Raw genomic sequence first — 23863 nt, 5'->3', positions numbered from 1 at the left:
TTTAACGTAATTTCAAGGTTAATAAACCAATTACGACTAACATCAGTGAAATAATCCAAAACCGAACAATTACTCTTGGTTCTGGCCAACCTTTTAATTCATAATGATGGTGAATTGGTGCCATTTTGAAAATTCGTTTACCTCTTAATTTGAACGAGCCTACTTGTAAAATTACGGATAATGTCTCTATAACAAAAATTCCACCCATTACTAATAATAAAAATTCTTGTCTCAGTAGTACTGAGATAATCCCAAACACACCACCTAAAGCTAACGAGCCTACATCACCCATAAAAACCATCGCCGGATAGGTGTTAAACCATAGAAAGCCAAGACCTGCACCAATGATTGCAGTACAAACAATCATTAGTTCGCCACTAAATTTGATATATGGAATATGTAAATATGCAGCAAAGTTAACATTACCTGTCGCCCAAGCAACAAGAGCAAAACCAGCAGCTACAAACACAGTTGGCATAATTGCTAGGCCATCTAAACCGTCAGTAAGATTTACTGCATTACCTGCACCAACAATAACCACATAAGTCAGTAAAATGAACCATAACCCTAATTGCGGCATAACATCTTTGAAAAAAGGAACAACTAATACTGTTACGGAACTATCTTTCCCATATGCATAAAGACCAAAAGCCACAATTAATGCAATAACTGACTGCCAAAAATATTTCCACCTAGCAATTAAACCCGCAGTATTTTTACGGATAACTTTTAAATAATCATCAGCGAACCCAACAAGACCATAACCAAGTAAAACAAATAAGGTTACCCAAACATAAGGATTTCGTAGATCTGCCCATAGAAAAACAGAAAACGAAATAGAAGCTAAAATAAGCGTTCCACCCATTGTTGGTGTTCCCTTCTTACTTAAATGAGATTCAGGACCATCGTGGCGAATAACTTGACCAATTTGTAATTTTTGAAGCCAATCAATTACTTTTTGCCCCATAATTAACGAAATTGCCAATGATGTTAATAACGCAAGAATAGCCCTTACCGTTAGATAAGAAATAACATTAAAAAAAGTAAAATATTTAACTAAATATTCTGATATCCACACCAACATAATTTTTAATCCTGACCTGTTTTTAATTGAATTTCTGTGATTAGTTCTTCCATTCTTGCACTACGTGAACCTTTAACTAACATAGTTAAGTTTGGATATTTTTGTAATAACGCTAACAAAAACTCCACTGCTTTATGTTTATCAACGAAATGGTGTCCAACACCACTAAATTGACTAATCAATTCGCTTAAATCACCAACACTGACAACACAATCAATTTTTTGTTGTTTAGCTAATTCACCAATTTGTTGATGATAATTTTTTGCGTTATGTCCCAATTCCGCCATATCACCTACAACTAAAACTCGATAACCTGGTTGAGTTGCTAAAACATTAATAGCAGCCGACATTGACCCAACATTAGCATTATAGGAATCATCCCAAATTAATTGAGTTTGATTTAATTTAATTGGGTAAAGACGCCCTTTCACAGATTTCGACGTTGCTAATCCCTTCTTAACTTCTATTAAAGTTGCACCTACTGATATTGCTAAAGCTGCAGCAGCAATTGCATTAGATACATTATGCTCACCAACTAATGGTAAGGTGATTTCACTCTCACCAATTGGTGTGCACAATGTGAAAATAGTCTGATCCATTACTTTTATATTACTAGCATAAAAATCAGCAGAAGAATTATGTAAAGAAAAGGTCCAAACAGTTTTATTATTTAGCTCTTTTAACCAATTATCAGAACAACTATCTAAATTAATAATCGTGATGCCGTTTTCTGAAAGCCCTTCAAAGATTTCACCTTTAGCTGTTGCTACCCCTTCAAGTGAACCAAAACCTTCAATATGAGCTAAAGCAATATTATTAATGAGTGCACTATTTGGTTTAACTAAACGAGTGGTATAAGCAATTTCACCAATATGATTTGCACCCAGTTCAATAACTGCAAATTGATCTTGCTTTGATAATCTTAATAACGTTAATGGAACTCCAATATCATTATTAAAATTACCTTGAGTATAAAGTGTTTCACCACACTGCTGTAAAATAGTAGCAGTCATTTCTTTCACAGATGTTTTACCTGATGAACCCGTCAACGCGACAATTTTAGCTGAGCTTTGATCTCGCACAAATGAAGCGATTTGACCTAATGCTAAATGGGTATCATTTACTACTATTTGAGGAATATCATCGTCGAGTTTGTGATTAGCAATTACCAAACAAGCTCCATCTTTAATAGCTTGTTTAGCAAATAAATGACCATCAAATTTATCACCCACTAATGCAATAAATAGTGATTTATGAGTAATTTTTCGTGAATCAGTACAAATTTCTTCAATAGTTAATCTCTCATCTTGAATATGATAAGAAGTCCCATTAACTATTTTTTCAACTTGCTTAATATCTAAAGGAATCATGATTGATTCTCTACTCCTAAAATCTGTTTTACGGTTTCTTGATCTGAATAATGATGCTTTGTTATACCTATAATCTGATAATCTTCATGTCCTTTCCCAGCTATTAGAATAACATCATCAGGTTTGGCTTGAGCTAGGGTCTTTGTGATAGCTTCAACTCTATCAGTAATAACTTGTGTATTTTTAACGTCAGTTAGCCCTTCTTGTATATCATGAATAATTTTTATTTCATCTTCAGTACGAGGATTATCATTAGTTAATACAATTTTATCGGCAAACTGTTCAGCAACTTCCCCCATTAATGGTCTTTTACCTGTATCTCTATCGCCTCCACAGCCAAAAATCACCCATAATTTACCTTTGCAATGAATGCGGCTTGCTTGTAATGCTTTTTGTAGAGCGTCAGGTGTATGGGCATAATCAATGATTACCGTTGGGCTATTTTTCACGTGTATCACTTCCATGCGACCACATATTGGCTTAAGATACGATGCCATATTGACTACTGCAAAAAATGGATAATCAAGTGTTAGTAATGTTGCGATTGCTAATAGTAAATTTGATACATTAAATTCACCTAGTAATCGGCTATGAATAATGGCATTACCCCAACTTGATTCCATATAAATTTCGGCACCTTTATCATGATATTCAATCATTGACACACCAACAAAAGGGTTGTCCATCATCTTCAAGCGTCGCAATGACTTAGGTTGGCATGATACTGCAGTCGCTTTTGATAATTTATCAATCCAACGTCGTCCATAAGCATCATCATAATTAATAATGGGTTTTCCTGAACTAGCTACCTGCTTTTCTTTTTCATCAGAACTAAATAGCGACCATTTTGCCTTAGCATATCTATTCATCGTTTTATGATAGTCAAGATGATCTCGGCTTAGATTAATAAATACTGTCGCTGCACAATGTAATTCTTTTACCCGATTCATCGATAACCCATGGGAAGAAATTTCCATTGCCACAACTTGAACACGTTTTGCTACAAAATCAGCTAGATAAGACTGAACTTCTACAGCAGATAAAGTTGTGTTTGGCGAGGGTTCGAGATGATTGTAAACACCATTACCAATCGTGCCTAACAATGCGGATTTTTTATTTAATAAAGTTGCACATTGTGCAATCAACTGCGTAATTGTCGTTTTACCGTTTGTCCCTGTTACTCCAATTACAGATAAATGTTTAGAAGGCGAATGATAAAAATCAGCTGCAATTTTTGATAATTTTTGAGAAAGTTGAAACACACTTATTTGTGGAATAACTTTCTCGTCTTTTTGATTTAGGTAATCAATTTTCAAATCATTTGATTTTCTGTTTGTTTCAGTTAGAACAAGTACAGCACCTGATGAAATTGCTTGAGGAATAAAATCTTTACCATTAACGGTATACCCTTTAATAGCTACAAACACATCTCCTTTTTGCACTTTCCGACTATCAATTACTAATTGATTAAGCGGGAAATCATCTACTGGTAGTTGATTCCCACCTAATAAGTTATATAAAGTTTTAAATGTGCTTGTTGCCATTATTTATTACCTATTAATATACAATCATTTGACCATCAACTTGACGATCTGGTTTTACATTCATTGTTCTAAGAACTCCCCCCATAATACGGCTAAAAACAGGGGCTGAAACAGAACCACCATAATATTGCCCAGCTTTTGGATTATCGATAACAACAACCAGTGAATATTTAGGTCCTGTTGCTGGTGCAATACCAGCGGTATAAGCTAAATATTGATTAACATATCGTCCACCAGATAGTTTTTTAGCTGTACCCGTTTTAACACCTACACTATATCCAGGGACAGAAGCTTTGGTACCACCTCCAGTCACAGCAACCGCTTCCATTAATTGCACTACTGTTTTAGCTGTTTTTTCAGCTACAACACGTTTACCTTCTACTGGCTCGTTAATTTTTAATATTGAAACAGGTCGATAAACACCATAGCTACCGATAGTTGCATAAGCCCTAGCTAGCTGTAGTGGGGTAACACTTAATCCATAACCAAAAGAAAACGTCGCTCTTTCTATATCAGCCCATTTTCTTGTTCTATCAGCAGCAATTGAACCACTCACTTCTCCACCTAAACCGAGTTCAGTTGGTTGTCCTAACCCAAAACGGCTATAAAACTCAACAAGGTCACCTGATTGCATTTGTAAAGCTAACTTACTCACACCGACGTTACTTGATTTTTCAAGGATACCAGCCAAATTTAGGGCTTTTTGATAAGACACATCTTTGATTTCATAACGATTTACCAAAAAAGGTCTAGTATCAATAACCGTGTTTAAATCAGCTATTTTTTTCTCTAATGCAGCCATAACAACTAAAGGTTTAACTGTTGAACCTGGCTCAAATGCATCTGTTATCGCTCGATTTCGTAATAAACTATAATCAATTGAAGATCGATTATTCGGGTTATAGGATGGACTGGTTGCCATGGCCAATATTTCACCCGTGTGAACATCAATTAAAACAGCTGTGCCACTATCAGCTTTGTTAAATTCCACAGCTTGACTAAGTTCACTGTAAACGAGCGATTGTAAACGTTCATCAATACTTAATGTCAAATCAGAAGCAACTTCACTTTCAGTCCTTTCTAATTCTTCTATAACTCTACCAACGCGATCTCGCCTAACAACACGTTGTCCTGATTCACCAATCAGCCATTTATTAAAGCTTTTTTCAATTCCTTCTGAACCTTTTTCCGTTCCATTTTCATCAATGTCAGTTAAACCGATTAATTGTGCTATATTTTCAGCTGCTGGATAATAACGTTTAGATGTTTTGGCAAACGAAATACCAGGTAATTTTAATTGTTTCAAATAATCCGATATTGTTGGTGTAATTTGTTTAGACAAATAAACAAAACGCATTGATGGATTACTCAATTTTTGCTCTAGTGTCGACATTGGAATATTCAATGTCTTTGCTAATCCTTGCCAACGGATATCATTAGGATCAACTCCGCCTTTTTGTACAACAATTTTCGGATCAGCCCAAACATCATACATAGGTACACTAACAGCCAATGCTCTGCCATTACGATCCGTAATCATTGCTCGAGGTGCACTCATTTCTTGATGACGAATTGAGCGTTTATTGGCTTCAGCAATTAACTTATCAGGTTCTATTATTTGTAAAATTGCCAATCGGACAAGTAAACCAATAATTGCTAAAATAATAAAACCATAAACAATATAAAATCGAGTGAGGGTAAAAATTTGTTTTTTACTATTTAATTTATTCCCTTTATTCGACTTTGTAGTATGTTTTACATTATCTCTTTTATTAGCAAACTTCATTATTTACTCTTTATCACAATAACGGTTTCATTTTGCGGTGTCACATATGACATGCCCAATTGATTTTTAGCTTTATCTTCAACACGTTTTGGATCAGCAAGTACATTTTCCTCAATAACTAAATTACGCCATTCACTTTCTAAAACATCTTGTTCGAGTAATAATTGTTCACGTTCAAATAATTGTTTACGGACTTGCTGGGTTATAACTAATACAGCTCCAGCAGAAATAATAATAAAAACCAATAACAATAATGAAATTTTTTGATGGCCGAGCAAATCACTAAGGATTAATCCAAATAAACTTTTGCTGGGTCTTTTTTGATTGTGTATATCTACACTTTTTCTTTGATAAATTTCATTGTTACTATTCATTTTTCCTTTCTGCTATCCTTAATATCGCGCTTCGAGAACGCGGGTTACCATATATTTCATTATTGCTTGGCTTAATTTTGCCAAGTGATTTTAATTTAGCATCACCATATTGTTTAATTTGTTGTTCTGTTAATGGTAAGCCAGCTGGTAAATTAGGACCTTTACTCTGTTTATTTATAAATTGTTTAACAATTCTATCTTCTAATGAATGAAAACTAATAACTGCAAGTCTTCCTTGAGCAGCAAGCACTGACAAACTGCTATTTAAGGCTTGCTCAACTTCTTCCAATTCACTATTTATATAAATGCGAATAGCTTGGAACGAGCGTGTTGCTGGGTGTTTATTTTTGTCTTTTTTCGGTGTTGCTTTTTCAATTAGATTTGCTAATTCTAATGTACGAGTAATTGGTGAAACTTTATTCTGTTCCACAATTGCACGTGCAATCCTTTTGGCAAACTTTTCTTCCCCAAAAGTTTTTAAAACCCATGCGATATCATTTTCATCACTATTTAGTAACCACTCACTTGCAGTTACACCTTTACGGTTATTCATCCGCATATCAAGTGGTCCATCTCGCATAAAAGAAAATCCTCTTTCAGGATCATCTAATTGTGGAGATGAAACCCCCAGATCTAATAAAAAGCCATCAATATTACCTAACAACCCTAAATCATTGATATATTGATGTACATTCGAAAACTCTCCTCGAATAAAAGTAAACCTAGGATCGGTTATATTAAGTGCGGCTTGTTCAGCACGTTCATCTCGGTCAATTGCAATTAGTTTCCCTTGTTCGCCCAATTGTTCAAGAATTAACCTAGAATGACCACCACGCCCAAAAGTACCATCAATATAAATACCGTTTTTTTTTATATTTAATGCAGCCACAGCTTCATTTAACAAAACAGTTTTATGTTGATAATCCATCTTTATTTACTCTTATTAAATTGTTAGACTTTTTAAATTTTCTGATAAGTTTTCAACATCTGTTGATAATGTGGCAATGTCATCACTAATTTGTTGATACCAAATTGCTTCATCCCATATCTCAAATTTATTAGATTGGCCAACAAACATGGTATGTTTTTCTAGTTTTGCATAAGTACGTAAAGTTGGTGGAAGTAAAATACGTCCTGCATTATCTAAATTACATTCCGTTGCATAACCTAATAATAGTCTTTTAATTCTTCGTTCTGCTTCAACAACTGTTGATAATGTTGATAGCTGTAATTCAATTTTTTGCCATTCAGTCATTGAATAAAGTGTCAAACAGGGGTGATATAAACCAATGGTACAAACTAAACCATCAGGCAAAAATTCACGATAACGAGTAGGGATTGCTATTCGCCCTTTGCTATCTAAATTGACTGAAATTGCACCACTAAACATGAAAGCACCGTAATTGTTAATTTTTATTGTTTTTAAATTATTAAAAAATCAATACGTTAATTAAAAACCTATTTTTTACCACTTAACCCCACTTTTTACCACAAAAGTTACAAAAATAATAGATATTTAATCAATTAATTTCTAACAATTTAAGAAATTAATAAGATAATAAGTGAGCACTAACAAATTAAGTGAAGCGCTTAGAAATGGTAAGACGAAATTATTAACAGTGTTTATTAATATCCGAAACAAACCAATAATAAAAAAAGTCACAAATAATCAATTTATTAATGATTAAAAATAGCTCAATAGGTGTTTTAATATAAGACCAGAAATGAGAGCTTTGCCAGTAAAACTGGCAAAGTTGATTGTTCAGTTAAGATGCTGTCCAAAAACCAATTACATTGACTTTGTTTTGTTGCAGTATTGCACGAATTGGCATTTGATTAATATCATCTCCCTTTTCTGCTTGTTGTAATACCTGCATTTTGCTTTCTCCAACTAAATGCAGATAGATATTTTGACTATCTAAAATAGTTGGTAATGTTAAAGTAATGCGGTCTAATGGAGCCGTCAATGGAGTCATTCCAACAACTTTGCGACCTGATTTCATATCCAAACCAGCCCGCAAATTTGCCGCACCAGGGAAAAGTGAGGCTGTATGACCATCTTCTCCCATTCCTAAGATTAAAACATCTAAAGGCATAGGAATTTTATTTAAAATTTTGTCTGTAATTTCTGCACCATCAAATGGATTATCACAACTATTTTTTAAACCTACAAAATTGGCCAATTTAGCTTTATTTTGTAATAAGTAAGTTAACACTAATTTTTCATTACTAGCATCATCGGTATCATCTACCCATCTATCATCTACTAATGTAATAAAAACATTGTGCCAATCTAAATCTTGTTGGCTTAATAGTTTAAATAATGGAATAGGTGTTTTACCACCTGATACAGCAATAGAAGCATGTCCCTTTTTATCAATAGCTTGTTTCAAATCTTTGACAATATAAGCAGCTAAATCTTCAATTAATAATTGACTATTTGGATATTTTTTTAATGTAAACATATTGTTAAATTCCTCTATTCAAACTCATGCCATGAATGACCATCTTTAGTTATCAAAGCAACCGAAGCGACAGGCCCCCAAGTACCAGCAGGATAAGTTTTAGGTGGTTCATTATCTAATTTCCAGGCACTAATAATTGAATCAACCCATTTCCAAGCTGCCTCTACTTCATCTCGATGAACAAATAATGCTTGTCTTCCTCGCATCACTTCAAGTAACAACCGCTCATAAGCATCAGCACTTTGTTGATGAAAAGTTTCACTAAAACTTAAATCTAACTTAGTCGTTTGTAAATTATGTGTACTGTCTAATCCTGGCACCTTATTTAAAATCTCAATATCCATACCTTCATCTGGCTGTAGACGAATTGTTAGTTTATTCTGCGGTAGTTCAGAATAAGACTCACTAAATAAATTAAGGGGTAAAGATTTAAAATAAACTACTACTTCAGAACACTTGCTTGGTAAACGTTTGCCGGTTCGTAAATAAAAAGGCACACCCGCCCAACGCCAATTATCAATATCAACTCGAATAGCAACAAATGTTTCCGTATTACTTTGTTTGTTTGCACCATCTTCTTCTAAATAACCAGGAACATTGATACCATTAACAAACCCTGCAGTATATTGTCCTCTAACAACTTTTTCACGGATATTTGCTTTATTAATTGGACGTAATGCATTAAGTACAGCAATCTTTTCTCTACGCAAGCTATTATCTTCAAGATTTGCAGGTGGAGACATGGCAATCATCGTCAGAATTTGTAATAAATGGTTTTGCACCATATCACGCATTTGACCCGCTTTATCAAAATAACCCCAGCGACCTTCAATTCCTACTTGTTCTGCAACAGTGATTTCAACATGATCAATAGAATTTCTATCCCAAAGCGAAGCAAATACAGGATTAGCGAAACGAAGTGCGAGTAAATTTAAAACTGACTCTTTTCCTAAGTAATGGTCGATACGATAAACTTGTGATTCACTGAAAAATTTTGCAACTGAATCATTAATTTCCTTTGATGATTGCAGATCAAAACCTAGTGGTTTTTCCATTACAATTCTATTTTGAGCCTGATTTAAACCTGCTTCAGCTAACCCTTGGCAAATCGTACCAAAGGCATTGGGATGCATCGCAAAATAGAAAATAGCAGGATGTGACTTTTCAAGCTTATCTTTTAATAAATTAAAACCGGCAATGTCATTAACATCTAATTTATGAAAGTTAAGGCGTTGGCTAAAACGTTGCCAAATACTTTCATCTAGTGGTTCAGTCATAAATGTGGTTAACGCATCTTTTGCAACCCCAGTGTAAGCGGCTTGATCCCAATCAGCTCGACCTACACCTAAAATTTTTGTCTGCTTTGGCAACTTTCCATATTTTTCTAATTGATATAGAGACGGTAAGAGTTTGCGCCTTGTTAAATCCCCTTTAGCGCCAAAAATTACCAAATCGCAAGCTGGGATATCAGACATGAGTTTCTCCTAAAATGGTGTAATCTACAATTTATTTTATTATGTTTGATACCAATATACATCAAGTTAATAGAATAAATTATAACAATAGGTATTTGTCGTTTTAAGACTATAGTAAAAAATAAAAGGTCACCATTTAGGTGACCTTTTATTTAAAGATATTGTTGAATGATTTTTCAACAAACATATGATTATGCGCGTACAAAATCCATGTGAACTAATTTTGGTTTAAATGGATGACGTTGTACTGCTTGCACTTTAGCTTTAACTGCTTTACCGTCAATTTCAATAGTTAGTACTTCAGAATAAAACTCTGGTTTTTCTTGCATATTGAAAATTTGATTGTGATCTAACACAATAGAAATTGCAGGTTCTGTTCCACCATAAACAATTGCTGGGAACTGACCAGCGTGACGCAGGCGGCGGCTCGCACCCTTACCATGCTCTTTTCTAACTTCTGCTTTAAATTTAAACATATTGATTTCTCTTGTTTATTCTAAATAAAAAACCAATTACAGGCGACCCAGTAGTTGGCTATAAAATTGATGCTCTAAAAAGCGCTAAGGATTATAAAGTGTTATGATTGTAAACGCAATCAAATAATCAGTTTAATAAAGATATAGTCTTATATTGATTGCGTTTGCAATATCAAAACCTAATGATTAAATAACTTCAATCTTAAATCCATATGTTGATTTCTGTATTGGCGATAATTTTAACGCCTTATTAATACGACACGTTTCAACACATACCATAGATTGATATTCTTCATCAGCAAAATCCGCCATTGCTTTAGCTTTATCTATCCAAGGATTCCAAGTAACAACATCACTTGCATTAACATTAGTTAATTTAATTGTTCGTTTACCATCGGTAATAAGGATTGAGTCATCCGCATGGGTATAAATGCGATCAACCTCTTGATTAAAGGTAAGTTGCCCTGAAATTGATGGTTTATTTTCAACTGCTAAGCGTTCTTGATAAGAATCGCCTAAACCTTTAACAGTGACATCATTAATATTATTAACTTCAAAATAAGTATGTAATGCACTTGTTGCTTCGAAATCCCCAGTGCAAGATAAATTCACTTCACACGTTTGTCCAACATGAATGGTTAACCAAGCTTGGAAAGGTTTTGTGAAAAACTGTTCTGTTTGCTGATTATTAGTTAATGATAAAGTTAAATTCACTCCATTATTATCTTCTTTGCAAGAATCTAATTTCCATTCAACCAGACGCGCAAAACCATGCATAGGATCACCCAATTTACCAAACCATGGCCAACAAATTGGTACTCCCCCTCTAATTGCAACTTCCTTTTTAAAGTTAGCTTTTTGACTTAACCAAATAACCGGTGTCGGTTCTGTTGAAGGTTGCCAAAATAAAAGATGAGCACCTTGTAACGATACTGCTGCTGAACACGTTTTATGTTTAATCACTATGACAGGCAATTCACCAAATGTACATTGATTAACTGATGCACTCACTGATGTACTTGATAAATCACTATCTAAAATCTGCTTAATAATACTCATATTTACTCCTAACTATCTAATTTGCTTGGCGAACATCGTCTTTAGTCATTAATTGTACGCGCATTATTCGAATTATAAAAACGGAATAAAAGCTTTTTTTACTAAATTGGAGTAATATAGCCAGCTATTTCTTATCAGTTGCTGACACTTTTTTTAAAAATTTGAGGAAAGGTATATGGTTCAATATAAAATCCCGTTGAGTTTATATATACATATGCCATGGTGTGTACAAAAGTGTCCATATTGTGATTTTAATTCACATAACATGAAGAAAACGCCCGATTATTCAGCATATATAAATCATTTAATTAATGATTTAAAACAAGACGTCGTGCTTTCAAATGATCGTTCTATTGACTCTATTTTTATTGGTGGAGGTACACCCAGTCTTTTCTCCGCGGAGTTAATTAATAAATTATTAATGAGTATAAATAAAATTATACCAATTAATCACGACGCAGAAATAACAATTGAAGCCAATCCTAATTCAGTTGATGTAGAAAGATTTAAGGGATATCAACAAGCTGGAATTAATCGAATATCAATTGGTGTACAAAGCTTTCAAGCAGATAAGCTTGCAAAATTAGGACGAGTTCATAATCCGCAAGAAGCAATAGATGCTGGAAAATTAGCACAAAATTTAAAGTTAAAAAGCTTTAATATAGATTTAATGCATGGCTTACCTAATCAAACAGTATGTGATGCATTGAGTGATCTAAAACAGGCAATAGAAATTGCACCGCCACATTTATCTTGGTATCAACTTACAATAGAACCTAACACTTTATTTGGTTCTAAACCGCCTGTTTTACCTGATGATGATATGTTATGGGATATTTATCAACAAGGCCATCAATTATTAACTAAGCATGGTTACCTACAATATGAAACATCTGCTTATGCAAAGGCCAATTATCAATGCCAACATAATTTAAATTATTGGCGGTTTGGTGATTATATCGGTATTGGTTGTGGTGCTCATGGAAAATTAACCCAAAATGATGGCACAATTATTCGCACCGTAAAAACAAAACATCCTAAAGGATATTTAGAAGGACGTTATTTGGAACAATCTTATACTGTCCCTAAAGATGAGTTAGCATTTGAATTTTTTATGAATAGATTTAGATTATTTGAAGCGACACCTAAATCCGAATTTGAACAACGAACTTTTTTACCTTTACACTCTATTGATAAGCAGATATCGACTGCTATTGAAAAAAAATATTTGATTGATAACAACCAATGCTGGCAAATCACAGAGCATGGGAAATTATTTTTAAATTCATTACTTGAAATATTCTTATAACGAAATCAGTTAAAAGATTTACTATTTATTAACAAAACAAATACTAACAATTTAACTAAACCTACGCATATCTTAACTAAAATTTATCTGAAAAGAGTGCATAATATGTACAACAATGCATTTATTTCATTGTTTTCCTATTCCTTATGTTTTCCCAATAACATTGTTATTGGGATTTTTTTTAGGGTTTGAAATAAGATTAATTATTTATATTTTCCGATAAGAATTTTTCAATCGCGATAAGGGATGATGTTCCTTCCATTGGTCCTTTATAAGATGAAGACAACGCATAACAAGCATTTGCATACATTAAAGCCTGTTCAGCACTAAATCCTGACAGTAGTAAACTCACAAAAGTTGCATCGAAGCAGTAATCAGCACCCGAATGGTCAATCGCATCAATACTAAAACCCTTAGAATAAATTGTATTAATATTATTTTTATCATCGCAACAATAATAATTCGCACCATCACTGCCTTTCTTCACCACGAGATGTTTGATACCTTTCTCCAATAAAGCTTTAATCGTTTCTTCATCACTTTCATTATTTTCAGAAAAATACCTAACTTGTGTTTCATTAATCAACATGATATCGGTAAATTCTAATATATAACTAAAAGACTGTTCTATCTCACGAATCTCAGACATTTCTTTATGGAAATTAGGATCAAAAGAAACAGTTCCACCATGGCTTTTAATAAAATTTATTACTTTGCACATCGCATCAATGGCTCGAAATGAATAAAGTGATGAACCCATAATATGTAAATGATTGCAGTCTTTTAATAAAGCTTCATTCACATGATCAAATGAAATTAAGCCACAGGCACTATTTAAAACGTTATAAATTAAACTTCGCTCTTTTGGACCAATTTGCGTTGAAAATGCGCTAGCTGTTTTTACTTTATTGTGAGAAGTGATCCCATTAACATTAACCCCATCTTGTTTAAGTCGGTTAATGCACATTTTTCCAAAAGGATCTTTTCCTACACAACTTAAAAAGATAACTGGAAAACCTAATTTGGCAACTTGATTTGCAAAGATAGCCGGGGCTCCACTAGGGTATGGTCCAATATATTCATTTGTATAATCAAACCGTTGATTGAATTCCTTAGCAACAAATTCAACAAACAATTCGCCCATTGTACAAATTTTAACATCCATGTTAATTAGGCCTCCAATGCATTATGGTAAGTCACAGAATATTTACTTGTTGTATGTTGTTTAAAATTAGAATTAAGCAATAGTTGATGATATTCATTAACAGCGGAGCGGGATAAAATAATAACATCCATGTTTTTTAATTTACCAATAGTATGATTATCATTACTGCTGATTCTTGGTGGTAAAATACCGATAGAATGATCTGAACTTTTTAATATCTGTTGATAAAGTTCTTGATGTTCAATATCTTGAATAGCTAAATAATTGTTAGTATTAATAGCTGCGAATTCGAATATAAAATGTGATATTGGGAATTGCGTTAATATAGATGATGAAAAGTTAGGATGCTGTAGTACATTACCATTTATTAAAAAACCACCAACAAGAATCACTTCTGCATCTGAGAATTCTCTAACCAGTTTCGCGTTATTAATATCATTTAAAATAACTGTTAATGATTTTTTATTATGCAGAAAAGGAATCAATTTTCGAATCAAATGACCATGACTTAAAAAAATTGTATCACCATCTTTAATATAATTTAGACAAGTTTTTACTAAATTAACATCACTATTATCAGTATTAAGATATGATGCCAAACGACTTGGATACACACTATTTGAATTGCTAATAAAATCTTCAGGCGAAATATAGATTGCTCGCCCAAAAAAACGTTTTAAATACCCTTGATGTTCTAAATATGTTAAATCCTGACGAATAGTTACATGAGAAACTTGTAGCATGTCAGATAACTCATCAACTTTTATTTCTCCATTTTTGCGCACAATCGCAGCAATTTCCAATCGCCGCTTTAATTGTGCCGAAGATACTTTAGCCATTTCACATCCTATGTTAAAAGATAAATACCTAACTCAAAAACAGATAAAATTTATCATACAAGTTGTAAACGATAAACCCTAGAAAGGAACTGAACCGATTAAGTAGTGTAAAAATATACTCAGTTTGTACTTTATTTTTAAATTACAGAGATATAGTTAATCGTTAAAATAGAATATTAACAACTCAAAAATTGTTAAATAGCACAATATATTTAAATAAAAGTTATCAAAAAACCCCGTTCCTCAACATTATTTTCAGATCATCTCCCACCATTTCAACAGATTCAAATCGGAACTGAGGTGCTAACGAAAGTTTTTGTAAGTGAGGTAATACAAACATATCTTGTGCATTATGACCAAGTAATTTAGGTGCATAATAGATGATTAACTCATCCACGAGATTTTGCTCAATTAGCGCACCGGCTAAATGAGATCCAGCTTCAACCCATACAGAATTTATTTGCTGCTTGGCTAATATGGATAATAATTCTAATAAGTCGACTTGATGACTGTTTGATGATTCAATGATAAGTTTTGTATTTGGTGATGATATTAGAACATTTTGTTTTCTAACCAACCAAGTTTCACCAGGCTGATTAAAGATATTTTCATCACCCGTCATTTGATTCTTGCTATCGATTATCACTCGTATAGGTTGACGAATTTCGGTAGAAGGGTAAATTTCTTTAATTGAATCAGGTAATTCATTATATCTAACCGTTAAACTCGCATTATCTTCCTGAACTGTTTTTCTGGTACTTAAGATACAACTTGCCTGAGCTCTATATTGCTGAACATCTTGTCTTGCCGCAACGGAGGTTATCCATTTACTTTCGCCTGATGCCATAGCTATTTTACCATCTAAAGAAACTGCCATTTTTAGTTGTACAAATGGCAAACCTGTTCGCATCCGTTTTAAAAAGCCTTTATTAATGGCTTCGGCTTGATCAGCTAACACGCCAACACAAACTTCAATGCCTGCATCAGTTAATCTCTTTATACCTTGTCCAGCGACATTAGGATTAGGATCCTGCATAGCAATAACAACTCGTTTAATTCCCGATTTAACCAGTGCATCTGCGCAAGGAGGCGTTCTTCCATAATGACTGCAAGGCTCTAGCGTTACATAAGCCGTAGCATCTTTAGCTTCATCACCAGCCATTTTTAATGCATAGACTTCTGCATGAGGTAAACCAGCTTTCATATGAAAACCTTTACCAATGATGTGATCATTTTTAACAATGATACAACCGACATTAGGATTAGGGGTAGTAGTGAAGCGACCAAGTTTAGCAAGCTCAATAGCTTGCTGCATATAAAATTGATCTTTATTCATAGTCATAATGAGGATTACTTTTGTTGTAACTTAGCAATTTCATTACTGAATTGTTCAATATCATCAAAGCTAAAATAGACAGATGCGAAACGAATATAGGCAACTTTATCGAGATTTTTAAGCTCTTCAATAACAAAATTACCAATTAATTTGGCCGGTACTTCCCTTTCTCCTGTTGCTCTCAGTTTCGATTTAATTCGAGTAATTGCATCTTCAATTGCATCAAAACTAACAGGGCGTTTTTCTAGTGCTCGTTTTATACCATTGCGGAGTTTATCTTCATTGAAAGGTTCGCGAACTTTATTGCTTTTAATAACATTAGGCATAATTAATTCAGCCACTTCAAATGTCGTAAAACGTTCATTACATTCGACACATTGTCGACGACGACGAACCTGAAACCCTTCACCAACTAAACGAGAATCAATAACTTTTGTATCATCTGCATTACAAAACGGACAGTGCATAAATATATCCTGATAACGTTTTAACTTACATTACAATAGCCGAAATTAGCCATTTAAACAAGTTATCAACAAAGTAATATAAACTAGCTCTATTAATTAACTTGTAATTCAAAAAAGCTAAAAACCGTCACCAATCTGGTGGCGGGAATTGAATTTACCATGTCAATGAGATTAAGAAATCACGTAATTTATTAAAATCATCAGGCATATGGTGAGAAAGTAAAGGCATATCAGCTCGTTCAGCCAGAGGTTGTGGTAGTGAGATTGATCGGCCAAGGATATCCTCAACTACTTCTTTAAACTTAGCTGGATGAGCTGTACCCAAAAATAAACCGTACTCTCCTTCTTGCAACTGGTCTCGTAATGCACGATAAGCAATAGCACCATGAGGCTCGGATAAATATCCTTTTTTATCTAATTCCTGAACCGTTTCTACGGAAACGGCATCAGAAACAGCAGCATGCCCTAATGATTTCAGTACCCAACCTTCTCGTTTATAAATTTCTTCGATTCTTGGCCAGTTGTTTGGCTGACTAACATCCATAGCATTTGATAATGTTGCCACAGTTTTATGGGGTTCCCATTTTCCTGTTTCTAAATAACGTGGAACCGTATCATTAGCATTAGTAGCAGCAATAAAGCGTTTAATTGGTAACCCCATCGTTTTAGCTAGTAAACCAGCAGTTAAATCACCAAAATTACCACTTGGTACTGAGATAACTAATTGTTCGCGTTGTTTTGGCGTAAGCTGTGCATAAGCCTCAAAATAATAGCAAATTTGAGCTAAAAGCCGACTGATATTAATCGAGTTAGCTGAGTTTAAACCAATTGTAGTTTTTAGCTCTTCATCATCAAACGCTTTTTTAACTAAAGCTTGGCAGGCATCAAAATCACTTTGAATAGCAATTGTGTGAATGTTATCGCCTAAAGTACAAAATAGTTTTTCTTGTAACGGACTAATTTTTCCTTCCGGATATAAAATCACTACACGAATATTGGGTAAGTGATAAAACGCATGGGCAACAGCAGCACCAGTATCACCAGAGGTTGCTGTTAAGATAGTAATCTTTTTATCTGCTGCCACCTGGACTAAAGCCTGAGCCATAAAGCGTCCACCAAAGTCTTTGAATGCTAATGTTGGGCCATGATAAAGTTCTAATGTTCCAATATCATCCTCTACTGATTTAACTGGAGCTGGAAATTGGAATGCGTTTTGCACTAATCGATGCATATCATTATCGCTAATTTCTTTGCCAATAAACGCCGATAAGATTTTGGCACTACGTGTGATAAAGTCCATTTTTAAAAGTGCTTCTATTTCTGCAGATGAAAATTTTGGCAATTGTTCTGGAAAAAATAGACCTTGTTCTTTCCCTAAACCTTGTTGTACCGCCTGCGCGAAACTAACTTGCTCTGAATGATCTTTTAAGTTATACAGTTTCATAATGTGTTCCAATTCTTTTATGCTTTAATTGTTTTCTTATTGATTTAATATTATTGTTTTGTTTAATAACTTAAATCTCTCTTGCACCTTGTGGATCTATTTTACAAATATGAGTAAAACCTTCTTCATTTTGTAGATAAGAACTTTTTAACAACGACTCAATCTGCTGTGCAGTTTCAAGGTTGTCTGCCACCACAAACATCGTCGGCCCTGAGCCTGATATACCCGATGCTAGTGCACCAAGTTGTTTGACCTTTCTTTGTGTTTCATCGAAATTAGGTAGCAATTGTTTACGATAAGGTTCTGCAATATTATCAATTAACATTGCTGCTGCAAGTTTTGGTTGTTTAGTATAACAAGCATGTAAAAAACCACCTACGTAACGACCGTGCGCGACACAATCGGCTTTTTGATATTGAGCTGGTAATATTGCTCGAGCTTCAGCTGTAGAAACTTTAATACCAGGATAAGCCATCACCCAATACCAATTTTCAAAATGAGGTATTGACTCACTTATAATGCCCATTTCGTCGAGAATAAGTTGCATTCCACCTAAATAGCAAGGAGCAACATTATCATAATGCACACTACCAGAAATGCAGCCTTCAAGTTCGCCCATCATGGAGAGCAATTCAAATTTATTAAATGGTTCATTAAAAAACTTATTTAACGCAACAAAAGCACCAACAACAGAGCAAGCGCTTGAACCTAATCCAGAACCAATAGGCATGTTTTTTTCAAGCGTCATTTTTATCGGTAATGTTTTCCCCATGGCTTTACAAAAACGCTGCCAACATTGATAAACAATATTTAATTTGGGATCCTTTGGTAAATTTTTAACAAATTGACCTTGGCTGGTAAAGCTAAACTCAGTTGCAGACTCGATAGTAATACAGTCACCCAACATCGCACCACTAATTGGATTGATTGCTGCACCTAAAATATCAAAGCCAACACTAATATTTGCCATTGATGCAGGTGCATACACAGTTAATGATTTTTGACTCATTTAGCCTCCAATTTTTCCAGATGTGGTTCGTAAAATATCGGCAAACACACCCGCAGCTGTAACGTCATTACCAGCACCATAACCACGTAATACTAATGGAATTGGTTGATAGTACCTAGTATAAAATGCTAAAGCATTTTCACCATTTTTAACTTTATAAAGTGGATCATCATTATCAACAGATTCTATCTTAACGCTACATTGGTTTCCATCAATACTACCAACATAACGTAACACTTTTCCTTCTTTAGCTGCCTTTTCTGATTTTTCTTTAAATTGAGCGTCTAATTGTGGTAGTTTTGCCATAAATTCATCGATACTACCTTTAGAATATTCAGCTGGTAATACTGACTCCACTTTAATTTGATCAAGTTCTAGTTGTAATCCCGCCTCCCGAGCTAAAATTAATAGCTTTCTTGCGACATCTGTTCCTGACAAGTCATCTCTAGGATCAGGCTCGGTAAAACCTTTTTCTTTCGCTAATTTAGTTGCTTCTGACAATGACATACCTTCGTCTAACTTACCAAAAATGAAAGACAATGATCCAGATAAAATCCCTGAAAACTTGATTAATTCATCACCCGCATTAAGCAGATTTTGTAAATTTTCTATCACAGGTAAACCTGCACCAACGTTAGTATCATATTGAAATTTTCGCTTACTATTAGCTGCTTCTTGCCGTAAACGATGGTAATAAGCCATCGAACTTGTATTGGCTTTCTTATTTGGCGTTACAACATGAAATCCATTAGCTAAAAAATCGACGTATTTATCTGATACATCGCTACTTGAAGTACAATCGACTAAAATTGGATTGAGGAGCCGGTTATTTTTGGCAAAATCAATAATGCTATTTAGAGTATAATTGGTCTCGCTTTGTTTTATTTGATCGCGCCAATTTGTTAAATCAATACCATCCCGATTAAGTACAGCGTGTTTGGAATTAAATAAACCACAAACACGTAAATCGATTTGTTTGTTTTTAAGCCATTTTTGTTGCCGACCAATTTGATCAACCAATGCACCACCAACACCACCAACACCAATAACAAACACATCTAACATTTTGTCAGTACCAAATAGCATTTGATGCGTCACACGTACACCCATTACGGCAACATCATTATCAACAACGACCGAGATTGAGCGTTCCGATGAGCCTTGAGCAATTGCTACGATATTAATATTGGCTCGGGCTAATGCAGTAAAGAAATTAGCCGATAAACCACGTAAAGTACGCATACCATCACCAACAACTGAGATAATTGCTAATTTTTCGATAACTTCAATTGGTTCAAGTAAGCCATCTTTTAACTCTAAGTAAAATTCTTCACTTAGTGCCTCTTCAGCTCGGTAGAGTTCAGTTTGAGGCACACAAAAACTAATACTATATTCAGATGATGATTGCGTAATAAGTACCACAGAAATACCAGCATAAGACATAGCGGAAAAAACCCGCGCTGACATACCTACCATGCCTTTTAATCCTGGACCTGATACATTAATCATAGCCATGTTATTTAAATTAGTGATACCTTTTACTGGTGTTGAGCTATCAACAACATTAGCGCCGATTAACGTGCCTGCTGCATCTGGATTATTAGTATTTTTAATTAAACATGGAATTTGAAATTGAGCGATAGGTAAAATTGTTCTTGGATGAAGCACTTTTGCACCAAAATACGATAGTTCCATAGCTTCTTGATAAGACATCGTTTTTAGTAATTTAGCATCAGGGACAATTCGAGGATCACAAGTATAAACTCCGTCAACATCAGTCCAAATTTCGCAGCTGTTGGCACGTAAACACGCTGCTAATACTGAAGCTGAATAATCAGAGCCATTACGTCCAAGAACAACTAATTCTCCTTTTTCATTACCAGCGGTAAACCCTGGCATCAAAATTATATTTTCTGGAGGTATATGCATTTCACTGATTCGATGCGATGACTCGACAATATCAACTGTAGACTCTAGATAGTCCCCCTCAGCAATCAGCATTGCCACAGGGTTAATAACTGTTACAGCATGACCTTTCGCTTTAAGCAATTCTTGCATAATTGCAATCGAAAGTTTTTCACCTCTACAAATGATACTTGCATTAATACTATCCGGACATTGACCTAATAGCCGAATACCTTCTAATAGTTGTTTAACGTTATTTAACTCACTTAGAGCAAACTTTTTCATTTCTTCATAGGCAAAATTAGGTACCGCTTTCGAAATACCTTCTAGTAAGTCTGCAAAGATTTTTTCAGCATCGTAGATATTAGTTTGTATATCTTGTTTTGCAATGGTTTTTTCAACCATTGCCACTAGATGATTAGTAATTTTAGCTGGTGCAGATAAAACCGTTGCCGTTTGTTCTTGTTTAGCATTATTTTCAATAATCTCTGCTACACGCAAAAAACGTTCTGCGTTGGCAACAGATGTTCCTCCAAATTTTAAAACTTTCATATCACACCTTACTTATTTTTCTAACTTATGCCAATGATAATTCAAAATGCAATTTTTAAAAAATACTGATAAAACTAATATTTTGAATTCTTTTTACTTTAATTTCTATTTAAGAACTTTTTTATTTCACAAAGTAAAAAACCCGCCTTTTGGGGCGGGTTTTTCGATATTTTTAAGGAAAAATCAACCCGCCCTATATTTCATAATAGTGCCGGTGGTACCAATAATGCCTGAAATCATCATTACCATTTTCATTAATTTTCCTTAACTAAACCCTAAACAAAACAGCCCGACATTTTCATGTCAGGCTGTAAATAATTAAAATACCTTTTTGCTGTTTTCGTATTCATTCACTACCTTATTTAAGGCTTGATAGATACTTTCGGCATTTTGTTTTTGTAATGCCTCATCAAGTATGTTGAGATACGATAACATTAATTTTTGATTGTCTTCAGCAAATTGTGGTGAAACTTCCTGATCTTCATATAACATCACATAAGTGCGAGCAAATCCAAAGATTAAAAAGTAAACCGATGCGTTATTCGGATCTTCTTGGATTAATGACCTCATAGCCTTACGTAGTTTTACATACGAATCGGTACCAGGTAAGCTTGTCGCAAATGTTTTTGTTACTTCTGAAAATGTCATTGCTAAAACCTCAATCAAAATCACAAATAAGAAGAATAGCAATCCATTAACATAAGTGCAAGTCTATTTTGTTTTTCAATTCACTTTTTTGTTATTTTTTTAAAACCTCGGTATCATATAATGGTAATTTAATTTCACCTTAAACTTCTTTGCAAACTGATAACCCTGCCGAAGCTTGTGCGACCGGCATAATTTCAATTGAATTCACATTAAAATGATTTGGTGTATTAACTAACCATGAGACGGTATTGGCAATATCTTCTGGTGTAATAAAATCCACATCTTTATAAACCGCAGCAGCTTTTTCGTCATTACCATGGAATCGGACATTGGAAAACTCTGTTCCTCCACATAATCCGGGTTCGATATTTGTTACTCTGATTTTTTTACCCAATAAATCTGTTCTTAAATTAGCACTAAACTGCTTAACAAATGCTTTTGTTGCACCGTAAACATTTCCACCTTTATACGGATATGTACCGGCAACTGATCCAAGATTAATAATATAACCATAGTTACGCTCTACCATGCCAGGTAATATTTGATATGTTAAATGCACTAATCCAATAACATTGGTTTCAATCATTGTTTCCCAATCATTGTAATCAGCTTCATATGCGGGTGCTAAACCTAAAGCTAATCCTGCATTGTTAATTAATATATCGATAGGCTGAAACTCTTTAGGCAGCTGTAACAAAATTGTTTCAACAGAGTCTTTTTTTGTCACATCAAGAGTTAGCGGTAAAAAATTATTACCTAATTCTTGTGCAAGTTTTTGTAATTTATCAAGTCGTCTGGCTGCACCAATTACTTTATAACCATCAGTAATAAGTTTTCGGCAAATTGCTTTACCAAAGCCAGAAGAAGCACCAGTAACTAAAGCAATATTCATATCCAATCTCCTTCATAATAATTACAAGTGTATACCGATATTGAATGAAAAGAAAAATAGGTGCCCAAATATATACAACTTGTTTGAAAACATAACTATCTAAATTTTAGATAAAAATATATAAAAAACCCGCTACAAGGCGGGTTCATATCGTATGTTTCATTTAGATGGTTCTTCGGATGGCTCATCATCTTTCAAAGGAACAATCAATGTATCGATATGGGTATTATTAATTAGCTGGCGTGCTGAAGACATTAATTTACTCCAAAAATCTTGGTGATGACCACAAACAACTAGATCTGCCCCATATTCGTGGATAGCTTCAATTAATACTTGTCCAAATTCACCATTACCAGAAAGAGTATGTGCAATTGGATAACCTGCATCATCAGCTAATTTATTTAATGCAATATGGGCATCTTCAGTGATACGATCTTTCATATCATTCATATTAATATCAACTAGGCCTGTATAAAGGTCAGAGTAATTGATGCCCACATGAATGAGTGATATTTGAGCATTATATGGTCTAGCCATTGAGACTGCTTTTTCAACAAGAACTTCACTTTCAGGTGATAAATCCACTGCGACTAAAATGTGTTTATAAGCCATAATATTCACTCCTTCCTATTTTGACACTCTAATTAAATTAAGATTTTATACT

22 protein-coding genes are annotated in these 23863 nt (G+C 34.1%); 1 reads left to right on the top strand and 21 read right to left on the bottom strand.

The window, feature by feature from the left end:
• Nucleotide 1 precedes the first annotated feature (1 nt).
• From mraY to A9G07_RS08460, 11 genes are all read right to left on the bottom strand, one after another.
• Nucleotides 2–1084, bottom strand: a complete 1083-nt coding sequence (mraY, locus tag A9G07_RS08510; protein ID WP_065734813.1) for a phospho-N-acetylmuramoyl-pentapeptide-transferase — start codon at nucleotides 1082–1084, stop codon at nucleotides 2–4.
• Between the two features lie 5 nt (nucleotides 1085–1089).
• Nucleotides 1090–2454: a UDP-N-acetylmuramoyl-tripeptide--D-alanyl-D-alanine ligase gene (murF, locus tag A9G07_RS08505; RefSeq protein WP_065734812.1), complete on the bottom strand. Its 1365-nt coding sequence runs from the start codon at nucleotides 2452–2454 to the stop codon at nucleotides 1090–1092.
• Complete coding sequence (gene murE, locus A9G07_RS08500; protein WP_065734811.1) at nucleotides 2451–3998, bottom strand: UDP-N-acetylmuramoyl-L-alanyl-D-glutamate--2,6-diaminopimelate ligase; 1548 nt, start codon at nucleotides 3996–3998, stop codon at nucleotides 2451–2453. Before murE ends, murF begins: the two co-directional genes overlap by 4 nt.
• A 13-nt stretch (nucleotides 3999–4011) precedes the next feature.
• Complete coding sequence (gene ftsI / locus A9G07_RS08495; protein ID WP_081299465.1) at nucleotides 4012–5784, bottom strand: peptidoglycan glycosyltransferase FtsI; 1773 nt, start codon at nucleotides 5782–5784, stop codon at nucleotides 4012–4014.
• Nucleotides 5784–6158 (bottom strand): cell division protein FtsL, encoded by a 375-nt coding sequence (gene ftsL / locus A9G07_RS08490; RefSeq protein WP_065734810.1) that lies wholly within the window; start codon nucleotides 6156–6158, stop codon nucleotides 5784–5786. Before ftsL ends, ftsI begins: the two co-directional genes overlap by 1 nt.
• A complete protein-coding gene (gene rsmH, locus A9G07_RS08485) occupies nucleotides 6151–7092 on the bottom strand; it encodes a 16S rRNA (cytosine(1402)-N(4))-methyltransferase RsmH (RefSeq protein WP_141673911.1) in 942 nt (313 codons plus the stop codon). Before rsmH ends, ftsL begins: the two co-directional genes overlap by 8 nt.
• 9 nt (nucleotides 7093–7101) lie before the next feature.
• Nucleotides 7102–7548 carry a division/cell wall cluster transcriptional repressor MraZ gene (gene mraZ / locus A9G07_RS08480; RefSeq protein ID WP_065562331.1) on the bottom strand — a complete coding sequence of 149 codons (447 nt, stop codon included), beginning with the start codon at nucleotides 7546–7548 and terminating at the stop codon, nucleotides 7102–7104.
• A gap of 376 nt (nucleotides 7549–7924) precedes the next feature.
• Nucleotides 7925–8623, bottom strand: coding sequence for a 6-phosphogluconolactonase (pgl, locus tag A9G07_RS08475; RefSeq protein ID WP_065734809.1), 699 nt, complete (start codon nucleotides 8621–8623; stop codon nucleotides 7925–7927).
• A gap of 14 nt (nucleotides 8624–8637) precedes the next feature.
• On the bottom strand, nucleotides 8638–10098 hold the full coding sequence (zwf, locus tag A9G07_RS08470; protein WP_065734808.1) for a glucose-6-phosphate dehydrogenase: 1461 nt from the start codon (nucleotides 10096–10098) through the stop codon (nucleotides 8638–8640).
• A 191-nt stretch (nucleotides 10099–10289) separates the two neighbouring features.
• Nucleotides 10290–10574, bottom strand: a complete 285-nt coding sequence (rplY, locus tag A9G07_RS08465; RefSeq protein WP_065562334.1) for a 50S ribosomal protein L25 — start codon at nucleotides 10572–10574, stop codon at nucleotides 10290–10292.
• A 186-nt stretch (nucleotides 10575–10760) separates the two neighbouring features.
• On the bottom strand, nucleotides 10761–11633 hold the full coding sequence (locus A9G07_RS08460; protein WP_065562335.1) for a D-hexose-6-phosphate mutarotase: 873 nt from the start codon (nucleotides 11631–11633) through the stop codon (nucleotides 10761–10763).
• 175 nt (nucleotides 11634–11808) lie between these two features.
• Between A9G07_RS08460 and hemW the strand changes: the two genes are divergently transcribed.
• The gene (hemW, locus tag A9G07_RS08455) at nucleotides 11809–12942 is read left to right on the top strand and encodes a radical SAM family heme chaperone HemW (protein ID WP_065734807.1); all 1134 of its coding nucleotides are present in this window, start codon (nucleotides 11809–11811) and stop codon (nucleotides 12940–12942) included.
• A 199-nt stretch (nucleotides 12943–13141) separates the two neighbouring features.
• Here hemW and A9G07_RS08450 read toward each other — a convergent pair whose 3' ends face one another.
• The 10 genes from A9G07_RS08450 to uspA all read right to left on the bottom strand — a co-directional run bounded on the left by A9G07_RS08450 (nucleotide 13142) and on the right by uspA (nucleotide 23811).
• Nucleotides 13142–14107 carry a sugar kinase gene (locus A9G07_RS08450; protein WP_065734806.1) on the bottom strand — a complete coding sequence of 322 codons (966 nt, stop codon included), beginning with the start codon at nucleotides 14105–14107 and terminating at the stop codon, nucleotides 13142–13144.
• Between the two features lie 5 nt (nucleotides 14108–14112).
• Nucleotides 14113–14946, bottom strand: a complete 834-nt coding sequence (locus A9G07_RS08445) for a DeoR/GlpR family DNA-binding transcription regulator (RefSeq protein WP_065734805.1) — start codon at nucleotides 14944–14946, stop codon at nucleotides 14113–14115.
• A 226-nt stretch (nucleotides 14947–15172) separates the two neighbouring features.
• Nucleotides 15173–16282, bottom strand: coding sequence for a bifunctional diaminohydroxyphosphoribosylaminopyrimidine deaminase/5-amino-6-(5-phosphoribosylamino)uracil reductase RibD (gene ribD / locus A9G07_RS08440; RefSeq protein WP_065734832.1), 1110 nt, complete (start codon nucleotides 16280–16282; stop codon nucleotides 15173–15175).
• Between the two features lie 14 nt (nucleotides 16283–16296).
• Complete coding sequence (nrdR, locus tag A9G07_RS08435; RefSeq protein ID WP_034882816.1) at nucleotides 16297–16749, bottom strand: transcriptional regulator NrdR; 453 nt, start codon at nucleotides 16747–16749, stop codon at nucleotides 16297–16299.
• Nucleotides 16750–16903: 154 nt separating this feature from the next.
• Nucleotides 16904–18193, bottom strand: coding sequence for a threonine synthase (gene thrC, locus A9G07_RS08430; protein WP_065734804.1), 1290 nt, complete (start codon nucleotides 18191–18193; stop codon nucleotides 16904–16906).
• A gap of 70 nt (nucleotides 18194–18263) precedes the next feature.
• Nucleotides 18264–19202: a homoserine kinase gene (gene thrB / locus A9G07_RS08425; protein WP_065734803.1), complete on the bottom strand. Its 939-nt coding sequence runs from the start codon at nucleotides 19200–19202 to the stop codon at nucleotides 18264–18266.
• A complete protein-coding gene (gene thrA / locus A9G07_RS08420; RefSeq protein ID WP_065734802.1) occupies nucleotides 19203–21659 on the bottom strand; it encodes a bifunctional aspartate kinase/homoserine dehydrogenase I in 2457 nt (818 codons plus the stop codon).
• Nucleotides 21660–21977: 318 nt separating this feature from the next.
• A complete protein-coding gene (locus A9G07_RS08415) occupies nucleotides 21978–22307 on the bottom strand; it encodes a hypothetical protein (protein WP_065562343.1) in 330 nt (109 codons plus the stop codon).
• 139 nt (nucleotides 22308–22446) lie between these two features.
• On the bottom strand, nucleotides 22447–23199 hold the full coding sequence (locus tag A9G07_RS08410; RefSeq protein WP_065734801.1) for an SDR family oxidoreductase: 753 nt from the start codon (nucleotides 23197–23199) through the stop codon (nucleotides 22447–22449).
• A 159-nt stretch (nucleotides 23200–23358) separates the two neighbouring features.
• Nucleotides 23359–23811 carry a universal stress protein UspA gene (gene uspA, locus A9G07_RS08405; protein ID WP_065562345.1) on the bottom strand — a complete coding sequence of 151 codons (453 nt, stop codon included), beginning with the start codon at nucleotides 23809–23811 and terminating at the stop codon, nucleotides 23359–23361.
• Nucleotides 23812–23863 lie beyond the last annotated feature (52 nt).

This window comes from Gilliamella sp. wkB72 (assembly GCF_001693745.1).
Classification (GTDB): Bacteria; Pseudomonadota; Gammaproteobacteria; order Enterobacterales; family Orbaceae; genus Gilliamella; species Gilliamella apicola_E.
The sequence above is the reverse complement of the archived record's forward strand: the minus strand, read 5'-3'. Positions and strand labels throughout refer to the sequence as shown.